The sequence below is a fragment of the Sphingobacterium sp. B16(2022) genome (genome assembly GCF_012030425.1).
Classification (GTDB): Bacteria; Bacteroidota; Bacteroidia; order Sphingobacteriales; family Sphingobacteriaceae; genus Sphingobacterium; species Sphingobacterium anhuiense.
Map to the genome: position 1 here is coordinate 576,735 of NZ_JAAUVN010000001.1, position 20,012 is coordinate 596,746.

Sequence of the window (20,012 nt, forward strand, 5' to 3'; positions counted from 1 at the left end):
TGTAATTTCCTTGATGTTATTATAGGAAGCAAAAAAAAGGCTAAACATCAACTGCTTAGCCTTTCTATATTTTTTAATGTTATATCTATCTTGACATGGACTGAATCACACTCACATGTGATTTGAATGCTGAATTGAATGTTTTGTATTCAAGATATTTAACATTGAACTCCAGACAGGTTTCTCTGACCAATTTATTAATCGCGGGATAGTGGATGTGACTTATCTTAGGGAATAAATGATGTTCAACCTGATAATTTAAACCGCCTAGAATCCAAGTTAGAAATTTGTTTTTTGTAGCAAAATTAGCTGTAGAGCTCAATTGGTGAATCATCCACTCATTTTCCATTTTTGTTGGGTCTGCAGTCTCTTCTATGGCAACAAATTCTGTTTCAGTTACGACGTGCGCAAGCTGGAATACGGTTGCTAAACAGATACCACAAGCGATACCTGAAATTAGTAACCCAACTAATGTTGGTAACCATCCTACCACTAAAACTGGGATAACGATGAAAATACTGATGTGAATAATTTTACTTACCCAAAAGATCACTTTTTCACGTAAAGGGAAATCGAATGATTTCTTTTTGCTTCCCATGGCTTCAAGAAAATATTTCTCATAATCTTGATAGAAAATCCAAGCTAAGTAGGAGATGCTATATAGAACCATAAAATAATATTTCTGGTAGGAGTGATGCTTTTTTAATTCTTGGTCTTTATGCACACGCATAAATTTGATATCAATATCATGATCTTCACCTTCAATGTTGGTATAAGTATGATGTGCAATATTGTGCTTCAATTTCCAGAAATAGATATTTCCACCCATTAGGTTAAGACTGTAGGATAGGGCACTGTTTAGTCTCTTACTATTAGAGAATGTATCATGTCCGGCATCGTGCATCACATTGAATCCGATTGCGGCAAAATTTATTCCAAGTAAAATTAATACAACAACACTGATTAACCAGTGTGGTTGAATTACAATTAATGTGATGTAGAAAGATATAGCGGTTACAAACAGGATGATTGCTTTTGTTAGTACTCTTTTTTCTCCTGTTTTTTGGATTTTATTAGTTTTGAAATAATCGTTAATTCTTTCCTTTAAAGATTTAGAAAATAATGTATTAACATTATTAAATTTTATTGTTGTTTTCATTGAGATCGTTTAACTCTGTTAAAAAATAATAGTAAAAATTAGGTTTACATACAGAGCTTAAATTATAATTTTTATAAAGATAACAAATATTTTTTTTAATGATGTTAATTTAAGTTAAAGCTTTTAAAAACTAATTATAGCCCAACCCCAGCTTTTTAGAAGGTCTGAGGCGATTCAAAACATGTTTTCTTTGTGGATCTCTATGAAAAACAAGAAGGGGATTGCAATACATGCAATCCCCTTCTTATTAAAGATTAAGTAAACTTAGTTTAAAGCGTTAATTTGAGCTGTAATTTCAGTTGTTTTAGCTTCATCTTGCATGAAAACATAGTAGTTTTTCAAGTTTGTCAAAGCATCTATATTTTTAGGTTGTAATTGTACCGCTTTTGTTAGATAAACTAAAGCAGGTTTAATTTCTTCCTTAATTTTAGCCACTCCTTCGTTGTATTTTGCTTGGCTCAATGATCTATCGTTGTTTAAAACATTTAATTTTTCACGTACACCATTCATCATTGTGATTGCAATATTTGTATTTGCTTCAAAATAATCAGGATCTACTGCTAAAGCCTTTTTATATGCTTCAATTGCAGCAGCATCATTTTTATTTGCTGAATGAGCGATTCCTAAATAGTAATTTAAGCTTTTGTTATTTGGATCTTTTGCCAATTGCGCAGTGATGCCCGCTAAAATTTCTTTTTCGCGACCAGCAATCAAATTAAATTCAATATTTTGAACCGCAGCTGCATTGTCATCAGGATACATTTCTACTGCTTTTGCTGCATAATCCAATGCAGAAGCGGTATCTTTAGCAGATAAATATAACTTTGGTAAGTCTACAACAATTTGTTTATGTGAAGAAAATTCTTTTGAAGGAATAAGCTCTTTATATTTCGCAATTGCTTTGGCATAATCGTTACTTTGAAGAGCTGAAATACCACCATAATAGATTAATGTTGTATCACCTGGCAAATATGTTAATGCTTTTTCAAAAGAGTCATATGCTTCCTTGTATTTTTGACCTTGATATTCTTCAGCACCAAGATTGAAGTTGAATTGACCTAATACTTGTTCAGAGACACGAATATTATCCTTATTTGCGCCATCTTTATCCAATTCTTTAGCTTTAACAATTGCATCTTCAGCTTTTTTAGCCTCATCAGCAGACTTATCTAAATTAGCTAAGTTTGCATAAACCAATGAATAGATTGTCCATGCCTCTGCATTATCTTTTGTTTTCTCATGAACAACAGCTAAATCAATAGCTTCTTGTGCAGTTTTCAAATTTGGCAGTGCCAATTGTGGCGTACCTGCACCTTTTAGCTCTTCGAATTTTGCTATACTTGTTTTTGCCTTATTAACATTATTTTTTTGTGCATAAACAGATGTACTTGCTGATGCAACAGCTGCCAATAATAATAATGATTTAATGTTCATCTCTAATTAACTGTTAATTGATTTAATAATATATTCACACGATCTAACTGCACATAATCTTCTATTGCATTGTAATAAGTAGACAGTGCTTTAAGTGCATTCACATCATATGGTTTAATTTCATTTGCTTTCAAAAGATAAGCTTGCGCATATTGTTTGTCTTCGTCAGATTTAGATTTAAGAAAATCCTTTAAATAAATAAGGCCTAAAGCTAAATTTGATGGGTAGTTATTAGCATCTAAACGCAGAACTTTATTATAATATTGTTTTGCATTTCGAATATCTTTCGCGTCTTCGTATGCATAACCCGCCAAGTAATTTAATTCAACATTTTCAGGCTCTAATTTGATCGCTTCATCAATTATCGTTAAGATGGCGTCATAAGATTCATTTTTAGCATAGATATCGATCAGCTTGAAGAGGATATCTTTGTTCTGAGGAAACTCTAATCGGCCTGCAGATAGTGTATTAAGTTCATCTTGTTTTGTTCCGATTTTCTCATATACAGCTGCGAGCTCTAGATAATATTGCGGTTTTTTTGAATCCTGCTTGATTAACTCTTTGTAATATTTAATCGCGTCAGGATATCGTTTACTGCTTACAGCTAAAGTTGCTAAATTAAATTTTAAATCGGCATTTTTGAAACCAAGGGAGTCTACTTTCAGAAATCCTTTGTACGCTTCTTCAAACTTGTTATTTTTTAACTCAACATTTGATTTATAGATTAATGCAGTTGCTAAATTTTGCTTGATATAATCAACTTCTACAGGGAAATTGCGATATGCTTTTTTCTTATCAATGAGTTTTAAGGTATTTAAACTTTCATCAATAGGGTCTATGGTATACTTTTGTTTCCGGGTGGAATCTACAACTGCTAAAGAACTGTAAACAAGTCCTCTCAAAACATTATTACGAACTGAAGAAGAATCTTTACGGGTTTTGAAAGCTGCATCACTAAATTTGCGTGCGTTCTCCAAATTTTTAATATCTCCAGTTTGTGTATAAAGCGCAAAACTGTTGTTGCCCTCCTTGATATTGGATTGGGCAACAACAGTTAAACTTGTAGCTGACAGTATTAATGATGTCAATAATGCTCTCATTCTTTTTTTATTCTTCGTTAGATTCAGATTTATCGTCTTGATCGGTTTCAGTGCTTTCTGACGCATCTTCTACTTCTTCACCTGAAAGAATTTCTTCTTCCGTTTCTTCCACTTCTTCCTCTCTATCTACTTTAGTAATTGATGCAATTTCATCTTCACCTTTCAGATTAATTAAACGGACACCTTGCGTTGCACGCCCCATTACTCTTAATCCTTCTACTGAAATACGAATGACAATACCTGACTTATTGATGATCATTAAATCTTCAGTATCGTTAACACCTTTTACAGCAACTAATTTACCTGTTTTCTCAGTGACGCTAATTGTTTTTACACCTTTACCACCACGGTTTGTAACTCGGTAATCTTCGATATCTGTTCGTTTACCGTATCCTTTTTCAGATACAACAAGCACCGTAGTCTCTGGATCATCTACACTAATCATACCAATAACCTCATCGCTCTCACTACCTAAAGTAATACCACGAACACCAGTTGCTGTTCTACCCATTGGTCTAACAGTAGACTCGTTGAAACGAATAGCACGTCCAGAACGTAATGCCATTACAATTTCACTTGTTCCGCTTGTTAAGCAAGCTTCTAACAGCTGATCTCCCTCATTAATGTTGATGGCATTGATACCATTTGCACGAGGACGTGAATAAGCTTCTAATGACGTTTTCTTAATTGTACCTTTTTTAGTACACATAATGATGAAGTTATTTTCCAGGTATTCCTGGTCTTTTAAGTTCTTCACTAAAATGTATGCTTTAATTTTTTCGTCTTTCGGAATATTGATGATATTCTGCAACGCTCGACCTTTAGAAGTTCTACTTCCTTCAGGAACTTCAAATGCTCGTAACCAGAAACAACGACCAGATTCTGTAAATAGCAACATATAATTATGTGCCGAAGCAGTAATAATATGTTCTGTAAAGTCTTCTTCACGTGTGGTCGAACCAATAGATCCACGTCCACCGCGTCCTTGACGTTTATACTCAGTTAGAGGAGTACGTTTTACATAGCTATTATGAGATATTGTGATCACGATTTCTTCATCATCGATGAAATCTTCCATACGCATGTCTTCTGCTGAATGGACGATTATAGATCTTCTCTCGTCACCATATTTCTCTCTGATTTCGATCAGTTCTTCTTTAATGATCTGCATGCGAAGACCTTCATCTGCTAATACAGATTTTAAGTAATCGATCGTTTTCATTAGCTCAGCATATTCTTCTTTAATCTTATCGTGCTCCAGTCCGGTTAGACGACGAAGCGTCATATCCAAAATTGCGCGTGCTTGAAGATCTGATAGACCGAATCTTTCCATTAATCCTACGCGGGCATCTTCAGGAGTTGAAGAGGCACGGATCAACTTGATCACTTCATCTAAATGATCAAGCGCGATTAAATATCCTTCTAAAATATGTGCTCTTTTTTCAGCCTCAGCCAATTCAAAACGTGTACGACGCGTGACAACATCATGACGGTGATCCACGAATACCTGAATCATATCTTTCAGGTTCATCAATACTGGTCTACCTTTTACAAGAGCAATATTGTTTACTGAAAATGAGGTTTGTAATGCTGTGTACTTGAATAGGTTGTTTAGAACGACATTTGCGTTAGCATCGCGTTTAATATCGTATACAATACGTAAACCCGTACGATCTGACTCATCGCGAATTGCTGAAATTCCTTCTAATTTTTTTTCATTAACCAATTCAGCGGTACGTTCAATCATATTCGCTTTATTGATCTGATAAGGAATTTCTGTAACTATAATAGACTCTTTACCTGATTTTGATACTTCAATTTCTGTTTTAGCACGCATCACGACACGACCACGGCCAGTGTTCTCTGCATCCTGAACACCCGAGTAACCATATATCAAACCTCCTGTAGGAAAATCGGGGCCTTTGATATATTGCATCAATTCGGGTACATCGATATCACGGTTGTCAATATATGCAACTGTACCGTTGATAACTTCTGTTAAGTTGTGTGGCGCCATATTGGTTGCCATACCGACTGCAATACCTGAAGCACCATTTACCAATAGATTGGGAATACGTGTTGGTAATACTGTTGGTTCTTCCAAAGAGTCATCAAAGTTCAATTGATAGTCTACTGTATCTTTATTGATGTCCGATAAAATTTCTTCCGCAATTTTTTTCAATCTTGCTTCCGTATAACGCATTGCCGCAGGAGGGTCTCCATCGACAGAACCGTAGTTACCTTGACCATCCACTAAAGGGTAGCGCATGTTCCAGTCTTGTGCTAGACGTACCATTGCATCGTATACGGAAGTATCACCATGTGGATGGTACTTTCCTAATACGTCACCAACAATACGGGCAGATTTTTTGTAAGGCTTACTGCTTGTAACACCTAAATCCAACATACCGTAAAGAACACGACGGTGTACAGGCTTCATACCATCTCTAGCATCTGGTAATGCACGAGAAACAATAACTGTCATTGAATAATCAATGTAGGCAGTTTTCATTTGATCCTCGATACTTACCGAAAGAATTCGATCGTTTGCAGGTACTAAATTATTATCATTTTCTGTTTCTTCAGCCATATTAATTTGGTTTCGATAAAACTATTAAACAATCCCGTTTACACGGATTGCTACGCATGCGAAGTTACAAAAAAATAACCTCAAAAGCGAATGTTTTGAGGTTCAAGATAGTGAAAAAAATAGTCTATTTTTTTATTGATTTAAAAAAGATTTAAATGCGGTCAATTGCTTGTTACCGCAGTTTTTTAAAACGAAGACGAAGTGAATTGCCGATGACAATAACATCGGAGAAAGCCATTGAGAAGGCGGCGAGCATGGGGCCTAAAAATCCCATTGCTGCGAGCGGTATTGCGATGATATTATAGGCAAATGCCCAGAAAAGATTTTCTTTGATCGTTTGCAGTGTGTGCCTTCCGATAAGTAATAGATTTTCAATCGATTTTAGATCGGAATTCAAAAGAATTATTTTAGCAGATTGTATCGCAATGTGACTTGCGTCACCTAGAGAGATACCGACGTGGGCTGTTGTCAGGGCAGGAGCATCATTTATACCGTCGCCGACCATTGCTGTAATACCTGCTTTTTTAAGTTTGTTGATAATATTCAATTTCTCTTCAGGATTGCGATCGGAATAAACTTCTGCTATTCCAAGTTTTTGAGCGACTAGGTCACATTTACTTTTTCGGTCACCACTTAATATTACTGGGGTTATATTTTTGCCTTTAATGGCTTGAATGAGTTCTTTTGCATAAGGTTTTATTTGATCTTCAATCACTAAGCCTGCAACTACGACATCATTAATGGATAGAATTAAGTCGTAGCGGTTTGAATAATCTACTTTTCCTAAACGTGCATTGATTAATTTATACACATTACTATTTGTATCTGTAGCGTAAAGTCCTTCGCTTTTAATCTCTTTGACATCTTGAAAGACAATGCGGTAGGCTTTTACTTCTTTCATGTGCTGTCTGATGGACTTTGCTATAGGATGATTTGAATAGCCTTCTAATTGTGCAATGATTGATTCTACTTGTTTTTGTTCTATTCCAAACGTTTGGATCGCTTTGATATTGAAATCTCCGGTAGTTAAAGTGCCAGTTTTATCGAATACCATATATTTAAGATCCGACATCTCTTCAATTGTATCACCTCCCTTAATTAAAATTCCCATTTTAGCGGCTCTTCCTAAACCTACCATGACAGCAGTTGGGGTCGCTAGACCCATCGCGCACGGGCAGGAGACGACAAGTACTGCAATGGCATTCATTAATGATTGCTGTAGTGATATTTCGGCTATAAAGTAAGTGATAAAAAAGGTGAAAATGGCGATGACGACCACAAAGGGTACGAAGTATGATGCAACTTTATCACCGAGTTTTTGAATAGGTGGTTTTTTTGATTGTGCTTCCTTGATCAGTGCGATAATTTGGGAAAGGACGGTTTTACGTCCAACTTTGGTGGCCGTGATTTTTATATTGCCTTCTGTTAGTGTTGTTCCGCCGATGACGGTTGCATATCTATCTTTGAAAACGGGTAGGCTTTCTCCTGTAATCATGGATTCATTGACAAAGCCATCTCCTTCAATAATATCTCCATCAACTGGAATAAGATCTCCTGATTTGATCAGTAAAACATCGCCTTGTTTAACATCTCTTGTATGGATGATCTCTTCTAGATCTGCTGTGATTTTTGTTGTGGTTACATTTTGAATCTTAATAAGGTCTCCGATTGCAGATGTTGTTTTTTTTACGGATTTTTTTTCAAATAGATTTCCCAATAGAACGAGCGTGATGATTGTTGCGCAAGTTTCATAGAACATATAATCTGGGCCTAGGTGATTGAGGGTGCCGATGAGGCTGTACGTGAATGCAGCTGTTGCACCTATAAATATGAGCACGTCCATATTTGGCATGCCATTTTTAAGGGAGTAAAACGCACTTTTACCAAAATGAAAAAAACCGAGCAGAAATACGGGAGCACAGAGTCCGAGCTGGATGTATGGGTCATGCAACAAAGGGTGTTGTATAAACATATGTGCAAAGAGAGGAAGCGTAAAAAATAGACTGAACCAAAATTTGGTTTCTATTTTTTTATAAAATGATTCCTTTGGACTTTCATCAGTCAGGACCTGAAAACCTAAATTTTCAATCCCTTTTGTTATTTCGGGAAGTTCTTTTGCCGTTATTCCTGAGAATTTAACTTCATCAGATGCAAAGTCGACAAATATATCTTTTGCCTCTTTTTTTTCTAAATATTGATGAATAGCAATTGCACAGTTTGTACAATGCATTCCTGTAACTGTAAGCTCTACTGTTGTTGTTTCTTCGTTCATATTTTTCGACCATTGGTCTTTTGCAAATATACTTATTTTTAGGAGTATCATTTTTTTGTATTGAATGAAAAATGATTAGTTTAGTTCCTAAAGAAAATTAGATTTCAATGGTTAAAAATAAATTATCCCTATCTTTTGTATTTCGTTGTGCTGTGTGGATAGCTTTAAGCTATTCTTTTGTCGGTTTAGCCTCTTTTTACGAGAAAAACAAGATTATTCTTCACTTTGCTTATGCTTTAAATACTTTTTTGACCGCCAATCTGTTGATCTCAATCGGCCGGTTCTTGATTGTTTCGCTGTATAACCGTAAACATGCAAACCATGATGTGAGAGGAAATTTTGTACTGGGTATTTCCCGGGTTGCTACAGTATTGAATGCTGGTATGATTGTGATTACGTTGATGGTTGCGCTGGGAATTGATCCTAAGGAGTTTATAACCAGCATGACCATCGTTGCGATGGCTATTGCGGTTATATTTAGGGAGTATATTACCAATATGATCAGTGGATTGCTGGTTATGTTTTCTGATCAATTTTCCATTGGAGACCATATTAAAATTAGTAATTATCAGGGTAAAATTGTTGATATTACTTTGGCAAATATTGTCGTTCGTGATGAAGATGATGATGTTGTGCTAATACCAAATAATTTGATATTCACATCAACGATGGTCAATAAATCTTCTCAAAAGTCGAATAAACTGATCGTTAAATTTGAACTTCCTTTAGAAAAACCGTTGCATGTCCAATCTGTTGAAAATCATTTAAGACCTATCCTGAAAATAAATAAGAATATTATCTGGGACGATTTATTTAAAATAAAAGTTGCCGAAATCGGTAAGGACTTTGTGAAATATAAGATTGAGCTCAATACCATATCGAGTAGCAATAAATTACATTATCAGATTCAGAATGAAATTTTAAATGAGATTTTATTATTTCGTACGCGGGAAGATTAAATCTTACGGACCTTTACATTTTTAACAAAGTGATGACTGCCTTTTTCTAAAATTAGATCAGCGCGGTACCGTGTTGGTAAAATATTCTGGACCAGATTTGGTTTGTTGATCTCATTCCAGATCTGATGTGCCATCTGGATACTTTCTTCAGTATTCATGTCGGCATATTTGTGAAAGAATGAGGCCGGATTTTGAAATGCTGTACGTCTTAAAGATTCAAACCTGTTGGTATACCACTCTAATAAGTTTTTTTCGCTGGCATGAACATATATGGTATAGTCAAAAAAATCTGACACGAATACACTATGTCCTTTTCGTGGTCTTTGCGAATTGACCTGCAGTACATTAATGCCTTCGACGATTAAGATATCAGGATGATGGATCAGCTGTTGCTGGTCATCAGGTAAGACATCATATTCTAAATGGCTGTACAGGGGTACCGAAAGTGATCCCATGCCTGATTTTATAGCGGAAAGGAACTGTATTAATTTTTTAGCATCGTAACTTTCCGGAAAACCTTTACGATTCATTATGCCTCTTTCATTCAGGATATGATTCGGGTACAGAAATCCATCAGTCGTTACTAAATCTACTTTTGGTTTACTGGGCAATAAAGTCAGGACGCGTTGCAATACACGTGCTGTTGTACTTTTACCTACAGCTACAGAGCCAGCAATACCAATAATAAAGGGAAGCGTACTTTCATTTTTTTCGAAAAAATGATTTGTGCTTCTGTGTAAATCTTGAAACCGTTCAATATGAATACCCAAGAGATGACTTAAAGGGAAATAGACATCTTCGATTTCTTCTGCATTCAATGGTTCATTAAGTGCATGCAATTGATCCAAGTCGTGTTGCGAAAATGTGTGCTTAAAGTGACCGTTCAGTTTTTTCCAATTTTCTCTTTTTATTGAAGTAAAAGGAGAGTCAATAGGAGTGTGCTGTTCATTTTGCATGTTCATGATTCTTTGTGGCGACAAATATAGCATCTCGTGGATATAATCAAAAATTCTAATTGATTTTTTTAGATCAGGTTGGAAGAAATAATAATCGGATTAGAAAGAATTTTGTGAATAGGACATTTTTCTGAAATTTGGAGAAGTCTGTCTTTTTGATCTTTATCTAGATTTCCTTTAAGAGAAACATGACATTTGATATAGGTGGTCTGTTGCAGTTCACTTTTTAAAATTTCGTATGAAAGTTTAATATTTACCTCCTGTAAATCCCATTTTTTGCGGTCAGCATACATCTTTACTGTCATTGCTTTACATGAACCCAATGAAGATAGTAAAAGGGCAGGCGGATTGAATCCTTCATCTTGACCTCCTAATTCTTCAGGTTCATCTGCAATTAGCGTATTATTTCCATGCTTGATTGTTGTTGTGTATGGCGTATTACCTATTGTTACTAAGATTTCATTATCATTCATATCTCTAAATATAAAAAATAATAAGGGGATTAGGAATTTATGAAGTGAATATTAAATTCCTGGTTATAGTTCATCTTCCAGTAGACCTTCGATAATGAGGCTTCCAGTTGCGGGATTGGTTGCTAATGGTACGTTGTACAAATCACAAACCCGCATCAGCATCTGAATATCGGGTTCATGTGCATGTTTACCTAATGCATCTCTGAAAAAAATGATTCCATCTACTTTACCTTCTGCAGCTAATGCTGCAATCTGTGCATCTCCGCCCATAGGTCCGCTTAACTTTAATTCGACTTCGAGTCCTGTTTGTTTTACATAAGAACCGGTGGTGCCTGTCGCGACTAGATGAGCTTTTTTTAAGAATTCAATATGGTCTTTTACAAAGGCAACCATTTCTGGTTTTTTACCATCGTGTGCAATTAAAGCAATTGTTTTTTTCATGTTATTGAAAGATTAAAGTTTAACCAAAAAAGATGTACGCTAAAATAATAGCTGCAATTAGTCCCACAAGATCGGCAATTAAGCCACATATAAGCGCATGTCTAGTGTTTTTAATGCCTACAGAGCCAAAATATACTGCTAGAACGTAAAAAGTTGTTTCGGAGGAACCTTGGATAACACTGGCAAGTCGTCCTTGAAACGAATCTGCTCCATATGCCTGCATGACATCGACCATAAGTCCTCTAGCGCCACCACCACTTAATGTTTTCATTAATCCTACTGGAAGAGCTGGTACGAAACGTGTGTCCAAGCCAAAATAAGCGAAACAAGAACCGATTGCATTCACAATATAGTCCATACATCCTGTTGTTCGGAAAGCAGATATAGCCACCAGTATGGCGATTAAAAAGGGGATGATCATGATGGATGTTTTAAATCCGTCTTTTGCACCATCTATAAAGGCATCGTAAACATTTAGTTTTTTAAACGCGCCGTAAACGATAAATAGGATGATGATGGAAAAAATTAAAACACCACCGATTAGTCCGGTTACAATTTCAATTTTTTCTGGAGGCAGGCCATTTAAACCAAAATATAGGCCAGCCATCATGACAATGAAACTGCCTAGGAATATCAGGATGGGTAGTTTAAAGAGGTTTATTTTTTGAAAGAATGCAACAGCGATCATCCCTGATATAAACGAAATAAAGGTTCCTATCAAAGCTGGAATAAAAATATCTGCGGGGTTTGCTGCTCCATTGGCCATTCTTAGAGCAATTACCGATGTTGGAATAAGTGCTATTCCAGCGGTATTGAGCACTAAGAACATAATTTGTGCATTCGTCGCGGTATCCTTTTCTGGATTAAGTTCTTGCAGTTCCTGCATTGCTTTTAGTCCGACCGGTGTTGCCGCATTATCTAAACCTAGCATATTGGCTGAAAAATTCATAATAATAGAGCCGTTTGCAGGATGGTTTTTTGGGATTCCAGGGAAGAGCTTGCTGAAAAATGGATTTACAGCTTTTGCAAATAAGGTAATCATTCCTGCTTTTTCACCCACTTTCATGATGCCTAACCAGAATGTCATCATGCCGACGAGACCTAAGGAGATTTCTGCACCGTTTTTAGCACTGTCAAACATGCCATTGATAATTTTCATGAAAATTTCGGTGTCTCCAAAGAAAATAAGCTTGATCAAAGCAACGATGAACGCAATTACAAAAAATGAGATCCAAACGATATTCAGTGCCATATAGATTTAAAATATGCGTAAATGTAAACTTTTACAACCTATCCATCAACTTAGACCACGGATTTTTCTTGTTTTTTGCCTCTTTTTCTTTTATTAGATGATCCACTATCTTGGTGAGTTGAAATTCATTTTCGCTCATCAGTCTATCTGCTAGCGAGATAAGTTTTTGGATGTTGTTTTTGGATGCCGCATCCATGGAGGACTCAACACTTGACATATTTGTTGGCTCTAGTCGGATGTAGTTTTTGGATTTTCTATTGAATTGAAACAGTTGTTCAATAAAAAATTCGGTACTCTCTGCAGAGGCACTTGTCATAATATCGACTAAAGCTGGACCAATGGTAATGGCCAGTTTTTTCTTAAAATGCTCATAGTTATAAGCTTTTTTTGCAACCCCGGTGCCTAATGAGACCATAAACAGATCGTTTATTTCTGTATCTTCAAAAGCTTTCATCACTTCAATCAAAGCGCAAATGGATGGGTTTTGAGCCACCATACCACCGTCTACCAATGGAAATCTTGTACCTGCAATGGAATAAATCTCCGCAACAGAAAAATAGGTAGGTGCGGCAGAGGTCGCTCTGCAGACATCTCTTAGATAGAAGTCTCGTGCTATTCCGTGTGTAATAGCTTTTTGCTGTCTAAAAAAATGATTTTTCCGGAGTTCAATATTATAGGCTGTTATAATACAGGGTTTTATTAGTTGGCTTAGTTTGGTGTCGCCAAAATATTCATGTAATACATTCTCTAATGCGGTAGCTGAATATAATTCACTCACCAGCCCGAATTCACTTAGAAAGCGTCTCCATCTTGTTGTTTTGAAAATATCAGTGCCGTGGGATACGTACAGATCTAATGCCTCTTTAGCAGAAAACTTAGGTTTTGAAGGATTTTCCTCACTTGGGTATAATAAAATGCAGGCTAAGATACCTCCAGTACTAGTTCCTGCAATAAAATCGAAATATTCTGCAATTCGTGCATCCGGGTCATTGCTCTTCTTCTGAAGAATTTCTTCTAAAACGACCAATACTAGAGCAGGTATTATACCTCTTATTCCACCACCATCTATGGAAAGTATATTTTTCATTTTTTAATGTTTATACTTTAAAAGTAGTATTAAATAAATTAAAAAATTGATGACTCTTTGTTTTTGTGGTTAGGATAATGCGCGTTGGTAGGCACAGCGAGCTGTGTAAACAATTCTTTACACGTTTTTTACAAAAACAGAAGCCGGCTACCTTTTGGATAGCCAGCTTCTGTACAAACTAATTATTTATGCAAACCATGCCAAGACCTCGTCTTTTGTTGGCATGGTGATTTCTAATTTCATTTTTTTACGCATACCCCCAAGGTCATTGAATACTTTATTAGGATTAGCTTCTTTTAATTCCGGTATAGTATTGAAACCCATTTTTTGTAAAACAGGAACCCATTCTGCTGGAATACCCAATGCAACATAATCTTCTGTCGAAGCTACTGTTACTATTTTTTCTGGTCGCATTTGCGGGAAAAATAATACTTCCTGAATAGAGGCATTGTTGGTCAGGAACATAATTAAACGATCCATACCAATGCCTAATCCTGATGTTGGAGGCATTCCATATTCTAATGCACGTAAGAAATCTTGATCGATAAACATGGCTTCGTCATCGCCACGTGCTGATAAGGCCATTTGTGCTTCAAAACGCTCACGTTGGTCGATCGGATCATTTAACTCCGAATATGCATTTGCAATTTCTTTACCACATACCATTAACTCAAAGCGTTCTGTGATTTCGGGATTGTCGCGATGTTTTTTTGTTAATGGCGACATTTCTTTAGGGTAATCTGTGATAAATGTAGGCTGAATGTATTTACCTTCACATTTTTCGCCAAAAATCTCATCAATTAACTTGCCTTTACCCATGGTATTATTGACCGGAATTCCCATTCCTTTGGCTGCTTCGAAAATTTCTTGTTCAGATTTTCCTGTAATATCAAAACCTGTGAACTCTTTAATCGAATCGGCCATTGTGATTCTCTTATAAGGTGCACGGAAGTCGATTTCATGTTCTCCAAATGTCGCTTTGGTGGTGCCGTTTACAGCAATTGCACAATGTTCTAGCAATTGTTCTGTGAATTTCATCATCCAGTTGTAGTCTTTATAAGCTACATAGATCTCCATTGCTGTGAATTCTGGATTGTGAGTACGGTCCATACCTTCATTTCTGAAGTTTTTTGAAAACTCGTAAACACCATCAAAACCGCCCACAATTAGGCGTTTTAGATATAACTCATTTGCAATCCGCAAATATAAAGGCATATCTAAAGCATTGTGATGTGTGATAAATGGACGGGCCGCAGCACCGCCAGGGATGGATTGCAATACTGGAGTCTCAACCTCCATATAACCTGCGTCATTAAAGAAATTACGCATTGCACTAAACAATTTTGTTCTTTTTACAAAGATCTCTTTGTTCTGCGGGTTAACTACTAGATCGACATAACGCATTCTATAACGCAATTCGGGATCTGTGAATGCATCATATGTTTTTCCTTCTGCAGTTTTAACGATTGGAAGAGGGCGTAATGATTTAGATAATACAGTCAGTTTTTCAACATGTACACAGATGGCATCTGTCTGGGTTGTGAAAACATAGCCTTTAATACCAACGATATCACCAATATCTAATAATTTCTTAAAAACGATATTATACATCGTTTTATCCTCATCAGGACAAATGTCATCACGTTTGATGTAAGCTTGAATACGGCCTGAACTATCTTGAATTTCGAAGAACGACGCATTTCCCATAACACGACGGCTCATGATACGTCCTGCAATGCTTATATTCTTATAGTTAAGCTTATCTCTATCGTAATTTTCTAATATATCAGTAGCATTTGCATTGATCTCAAACTCTTCAGCTGGATATGGGTCGATACCCAAATCTATTAGAGATTGCAATGCCTGTCTTCTTAATTGTTCCTGTTCGGATAATACAGTACTCATTGGTAAGGATTAAATAATATAAAAATCGAACAAAAATAGCTTTTTTTTTGCATTTATGAGAGGTGAAAACAATATAATATTTATAAAATACGGTGTAGCGTTTTGTAATACGGTATCGTTATGAAGATGTACTTAAAAAACAGCATGGCAGAAATTAAAAGAAAGACTTTCATAATCTTAATTCAGAAAGTATTATTTTAGATGAAGATTAAGGATTAATATAGTCTTATTGAGTGAATATTATTCAAACATACTTAAAAAAGCAAAAACAAGTAACACTTAAAAGTGCACTGGAGGATTGTTTACGAAATCGTGAGCAGGGGAAGGCTTTTGTCTATAAAAAGTACTATGGATATTTGATGGCTATTATTATTCGCTATGTTAAATCTGATGTGGATGCTGAAGAATTAACGAATGAGTCTTTTATTCGGATTTTTAGACGATTGGATTCTTTTAACCATTTGGTTGAGGATGATGTTTTGGAGAAATCATTTCGGTCATGGATAGGGAGAATTGCAGCTAATATTTCAATTGATTTTCTGCGCTCAAAAAAGGAGATGACTTCTTTAGAAGATGTAGCTGAGGGCAGTCTTGATGTGCCAAGGGTATATAACTCCAGTAATCTAGAGGTTGATGATATTATGAAGTTGCTCGATTCTTTACCAGAATTGCAGCGTGTCATCTTTAATCTTTATGAGATCGAGGGTTTTTCGCATGATGAAATTGCAAAGCAGTTGCATATCCCGGATAGTACTTCCCGTACTTATCTTACTCGAGCAAAGCAAAAGTTAAGGATGCTTTATTTGGAACAACATAAGATAAGACAGGAATTTAAATAACAAGAAGTAGCGTGTAAAATGGCAAAAGAAAAAAATAAGGAATTAATAGACCATATCGTCGACAAAATGAAAGCTCATGAGCTTCCTTATTCGGAAGGTGCATGGGAAAAATTTGCGTCACATGATGTATCTCTTGTTTCTAAGAAGCAAACGAACTGGAAGTATTGGAGTGCAGCTGCTGCTGTGCTGCTCTTTGCTAGTGCTTCATTTTTGTATTTAAATCAGTCCGCTGTCAATCATGGGGCAATTGTTGCAAACTTACCGGTAGAGACAAAATTGGATACAGATAAATTAACTGTTGAAACAAATACTGTTGAAACAAATAAGGATGATACCCCTATTTTGAAATTAGATCATTCACCGAAACAGCTTATTGATGCTTCTTCTGATCAACGTAGCATAGTCAAAGACAAAATTGAACATGCTATTGCTTCTATCGATCATCTTTTGGAAGCGACTACGCAAATTTTCACAGATAATGATGTAAAACAAGAACCAGTTGATATGACTTCTAAAAGTGGTAACGAACTTGTTGAGGTTAAGAAGCAAGAAGTTAAAAATAATAATCTAGCGCAAAATACTAATACCGTTAGAAAAGAGGGAGAAGGAAACAGTTCTATTGCTCAGAAATTGGAAAAACTGGGTTCTATATTCAATTTGAATTCCGATAAACATGATTTTGCATCTGCCATAAAGAAGTGGGAGGTAGGCGCATTTGTGGCTCCGTCTTCAACAGTCGATAAGATGAGTATGGGGGGGGGATTAAGTTTAGCGTACCAAATTACCGATAAGATCAGTATACGTTCAGGCGTTTCTATGCAGCAGTATGGGGCCGGAGTAGATCGACAAAATAACTTAGGAGCAGTGCAGTCAGCTGGCATGGCGTTTAATGATGCTGTTTCTAATAGTCCTGTCATGAAAAATAATGAATCTTTACTTTTGGCTAGACAAACTGTCGATAAAGAATTAAGTGCTGTTAATAATAAACTTTTAACGATTGATATTCCGGTAGATGTGCGTTATCATGTAAGTAAATCATTCTACACTTCCGTTGGGGTGTCCTACGTGGGGGTTTTGGATCAGACACAAGAAAATTATTTTGTAAATGGCATCAATGAGAATACTTCGGCTAATAATGGTCAGGCGGTATCTTCTCCTGAAAACGTTAAACAAACATTTAAAGGAAGTGCTGTAAATACGAATGATTTTAATGGATTTGTTAATCTCTCCATTGGAAAAAAGATGACAGTAGGTAAGAAGTTGTCCATAGCCGTAGAGCCATTTGTCAAACTTCCTGTTGGGGGTCTTAAATCTACTGACTTTAATTATACCAATGGAGGTTTAAAGGTTGTAACGAGTTTTTAAAGCAGATCAATACGAACAGCACCCATTCCAGCAGCCAAAGCTCCTTGTACTCCTGGGATTCCGTCCTCGTAAACTAAACACTTAGCAGGGTCAACCTGAAGCTTCTCGGCCGCTAATAAAAATGGCTCAGGCGATGGTTTTCCATTAGGAGTATCACCGGCACACACCAAGGTTTCCAATTTATCAAGTACTCCAAGGACGGTTAGTGTGATGTTTAATGTTGATCTGGTTCCTCCAGAAACAGCCGCAATACGTTTCTTTCCAATCTGGTATTTTAGATGTTCGACAACATAATCAATAGGTTGTGTCTGCTGGATGAACTGTTCTATAAAGATGGCTGATTTTCTTTTTGAAAATTCATGAACATCAAAAGTGGTGTTATAGCGGATACAGATTTCTTTTGCAACAGCTATGGTTGGCCATCCTGCGGTTTCGTCGATTAGACTATCATCCAACAGGACATTGTATTCTGCTGCTGTAGCTACGTAGGCTGCTTTATGCGCACTTATATTGTCAGCTAAGGTTCCATCGACATCAAAAAGTAAGACGTCGTATGGTTCTGCTATTTTATTGAGTTTATTGAATTTCTCTATTGATTCGGGTGACATATCTGATTATTGAAGGTACAAATTTATAAAAAAGCTAGTCTTAACGACTAGCTTTTCTTCTTTGTTTCTCTTTAATGATTAACCCCAGCTCTCGACCTGTTTGACCAGCTACTGATGTGTTTTCTTGTGCTCTACGGAATAAATAAGGCATAACAGCTTTTATCGGTCCGTAAGGCATATATTTTGCAACGTTGTAGTTTGATTCAGATAAATTAAATGTTAAATTATCTGACATACCCAACAATTGTGCGAAAAATATACGGTCGCTTCTATGATCTATTCCACGTCTGTCAAGCTCATTTGCTAACAAAAGACTACTTGCTTCATTGTGTGTGCCTGCCATAACACCAAAGCGATCGATATGATCCAGTATGAAATGAATAGCGGCATCGTAATCTTTGTCTGTTGCTTCTTTTGTAGGTTGAATAGGAGATGGGTAACCTTTTTCAGCTGCTCTCTGTCTTTCAATTTCCATATAGGCACCACGTACGATTTTTGCACCTAAAAAGAAGTTTTGTGTTTTTGCATAATCAAAATCAGCTTTTAAAGAGGCTAATTTATCATGTCTGTACAATTGATAGGTGTTGTATACAATAGGTTGTTCTTTATTGTATTTTTCCATCATATCGCGGGCTATGTCATCAATGGCATCTTGAATCCAAGAGTGTTCAGCATCAATTAATACTTTAACATTAGCTTCGTAACAGGCTTTACAGATTTCATCACATCGATCGTACATTCTGTTGTACTCTGCTTGCTCTGCTTCTGTTAACGTTTCGTTTGCGTTTACTTTCTCAAATAATTCGAAACGGCCAAGCCCTGTAGGTTTGAATACTGAAAAAGGGATGTATTTATTTGTTTTTGCAGCAACTACTGTGCGTAATGTTTCTTTAAAAGTAGCATCAAATGCGGCCTCAGTATCTTCTCCTTCTACAGAATAATCCAGGATTGTACCCACATTGTTTTCTCCTAGGTGATTGATTGCAGATGTACAACCTTCAATTGTTTCGCCACCGCAAAACTGTTTGAAAATGGTTGACTTAATGATTCCTTGGATAGGTAGTCCGATATTTAGAGCAAAATTAGTAATTGGAGGTCCGACTTTTACTAAGAAATTACTTGCTATTACTTTATACAGTAAATAAGCACGATCTAAATCTTTATCGGTTTTACTTTTGAATGCAATTTCTGTATTATCAAAAGATAGTTTTCTGGGTTCAGCAATCTGTGTCATTATTTTAATCTAATCCACACAAATGTACTAAATTCAAAAATATTACCACTTATTGATTAGGAGATTCCTGAAATATTAACTTATTTTTGCTTTATGCAAACATTCAAAATCGAAGGAGGATATATTCCGTTAATTCAGTTACTTAAAGCTTTAAATTGGGTAGAGCATGGTGCTATGGCTCAGTTAGTTGTTACTGAGGGGATGGTGACCGTTAATGGTCAGGTAGAGTATAGGAAAAGAATGAAAGTTAGACCCGATGATATCGTCGAGTTTGAGGGTCAACAAGTAAAATTGGTATAAGATATAACAAAATTTGTTTATAAAAAACGTAAACTGAA

At 36.1% G+C, this 20,012-nt stretch carries 17 protein-coding genes; 4 read left to right on the top strand and 13 right to left on the bottom strand.

Annotated features, from left to right (window positions below):
* Nucleotides 1-85: 85 nt before the first annotated feature.
* The 5 genes from HCX49_RS02635 to HCX49_RS02655 form a co-directional block, all read right to left on the bottom strand.
* Complete coding sequence (locus HCX49_RS02635) at nt 86-1,159, bottom strand: fatty acid desaturase family protein (protein WP_132771354.1); 1,074 nt, start codon at nt 1,157-1,159, stop codon at nt 86-88.
* Between the two features lie 264 nt (nt 1,160-1,423).
* Nucleotides 1,424-2,593 (bottom strand): tetratricopeptide repeat protein, encoded by a 1,170-nt coding sequence (locus HCX49_RS02640; RefSeq protein ID WP_132771355.1) that lies wholly within the window; start codon nt 2,591-2,593, stop codon nt 1,424-1,426.
* Nucleotides 2,594-2,595: 2 nt separating this feature from the next.
* Nucleotides 2,596-3,759: a tetratricopeptide repeat protein gene (locus HCX49_RS02645; RefSeq protein WP_232789218.1), complete on the bottom strand. Its 1,164-nt coding sequence runs from the start codon at nt 3,757-3,759 to the stop codon at nt 2,596-2,598.
* Nucleotides 3,701-6,283, bottom strand: coding sequence for a DNA gyrase subunit A (gyrA, locus tag HCX49_RS02650; protein WP_132771356.1), 2,583 nt, complete (start codon nt 6,281-6,283; stop codon nt 3,701-3,703). The genes HCX49_RS02645 and gyrA overlap by 59 nt, the downstream gene beginning before the upstream one ends.
* Before the next feature lie 172 nt (nt 6,284-6,455).
* Nucleotides 6,456-8,555 carry a heavy metal translocating P-type ATPase gene (locus HCX49_RS02655; protein ID WP_168126030.1) on the bottom strand — a complete coding sequence of 700 codons (2,100 nt, stop codon included), beginning with the start codon at nt 8,553-8,555 and terminating at the stop codon, nt 6,456-6,458.
* A 107-nt stretch (nt 8,556-8,662) separates the two neighbouring features.
* Here HCX49_RS02655 and HCX49_RS02660 point away from each other — a divergent pair, with 107 nt between their 5' ends.
* Nucleotides 8,663-9,514 (top strand): mechanosensitive ion channel family protein, encoded by an 852-nt coding sequence (locus HCX49_RS02660; RefSeq protein WP_132771358.1) that lies wholly within the window; start codon nt 8,663-8,665, stop codon nt 9,512-9,514.
* Here the strand turns inward: HCX49_RS02660 and coaA are convergent.
* The 6 genes from coaA to lysS form a co-directional block, all read right to left on the bottom strand.
* A complete protein-coding gene (gene coaA / locus HCX49_RS02665) occupies nt 9,511-10,476 on the bottom strand; it encodes a type I pantothenate kinase (protein WP_232789220.1) in 966 nt (321 codons plus the stop codon). The two genes, HCX49_RS02660 and coaA, sit on opposite strands and share 4 nt — an antisense overlap.
* A gap of 62 nt (nt 10,477-10,538) precedes the next feature.
* A complete protein-coding gene (locus HCX49_RS02670) occupies nt 10,539-10,943 on the bottom strand; it encodes an OsmC family protein (protein ID WP_132771359.1) in 405 nt (134 codons plus the stop codon).
* 63 nt (nt 10,944-11,006) lie between these two features.
* Nucleotides 11,007-11,384 (bottom strand): methylglyoxal synthase, encoded by a 378-nt coding sequence (locus HCX49_RS02675; protein ID WP_021191664.1) that lies wholly within the window; start codon nt 11,382-11,384, stop codon nt 11,007-11,009.
* 19 nt (nt 11,385-11,403) lie between these two features.
* Nucleotides 11,404-12,636 carry a nucleoside recognition domain-containing protein gene (locus HCX49_RS02680; protein WP_132771360.1) on the bottom strand — a complete coding sequence of 411 codons (1,233 nt, stop codon included), beginning with the start codon at nt 12,634-12,636 and terminating at the stop codon, nt 11,404-11,406.
* Between the two features lie 31 nt (nt 12,637-12,667).
* Nucleotides 12,668-13,723 carry a patatin-like phospholipase family protein gene (locus HCX49_RS02685; protein WP_132771361.1) on the bottom strand — a complete coding sequence of 352 codons (1,056 nt, stop codon included), beginning with the start codon at nt 13,721-13,723 and terminating at the stop codon, nt 12,668-12,670.
* Nucleotides 13,724-13,909: 186 nt separating this feature from the next.
* Nucleotides 13,910-15,628: a lysine--tRNA ligase gene (lysS, locus tag HCX49_RS02690; RefSeq protein WP_021191667.1), complete on the bottom strand. Its 1,719-nt coding sequence runs from the start codon at nt 15,626-15,628 to the stop codon at nt 13,910-13,912.
* Between the two features lie 233 nt (nt 15,629-15,861).
* Between lysS and HCX49_RS02695 the strand changes: the two genes are divergently transcribed.
* Nucleotides 15,862-16,467, top strand: coding sequence for an RNA polymerase sigma factor (locus HCX49_RS02695; RefSeq protein WP_021191668.1), 606 nt, complete (start codon nt 15,862-15,864; stop codon nt 16,465-16,467).
* Nucleotides 16,468-16,485: 18 nt separating this feature from the next.
* A complete protein-coding gene (locus tag HCX49_RS02700) occupies nt 16,486-17,832 on the top strand; it encodes a hypothetical protein (protein WP_168126031.1) in 1,347 nt (448 codons plus the stop codon).
* Here HCX49_RS02700 and HCX49_RS02705 read toward each other — a convergent pair.
* Together HCX49_RS02705 and HCX49_RS02710 are read right to left on the bottom strand one after the other, a co-directional pair.
* Complete coding sequence (locus HCX49_RS02705; RefSeq protein WP_168126032.1) at nt 17,829-18,440, bottom strand: HAD family hydrolase; 612 nt, start codon at nt 18,438-18,440, stop codon at nt 17,829-17,831. The two genes, HCX49_RS02700 and HCX49_RS02705, sit on opposite strands and share 4 nt — an antisense overlap.
* A 40-nt stretch (nt 18,441-18,480) precedes the next feature.
* Nucleotides 18,481-19,674: a proline dehydrogenase family protein gene (locus tag HCX49_RS02710; protein WP_132771365.1), complete on the bottom strand. Its 1,194-nt coding sequence runs from the start codon at nt 19,672-19,674 to the stop codon at nt 18,481-18,483.
* 93 nt (nt 19,675-19,767) lie between these two features.
* On the opposite strand from HCX49_RS02710, the gene HCX49_RS02715 reads away from it, so the two are divergent.
* Nucleotides 19,768-19,974: an RNA-binding S4 domain-containing protein gene (locus HCX49_RS02715; RefSeq protein WP_168126033.1), complete on the top strand. Its 207-nt coding sequence runs from the start codon at nt 19,768-19,770 to the stop codon at nt 19,972-19,974.
* Nucleotides 19,975-20,012: the final 38 nt, after the last annotated feature.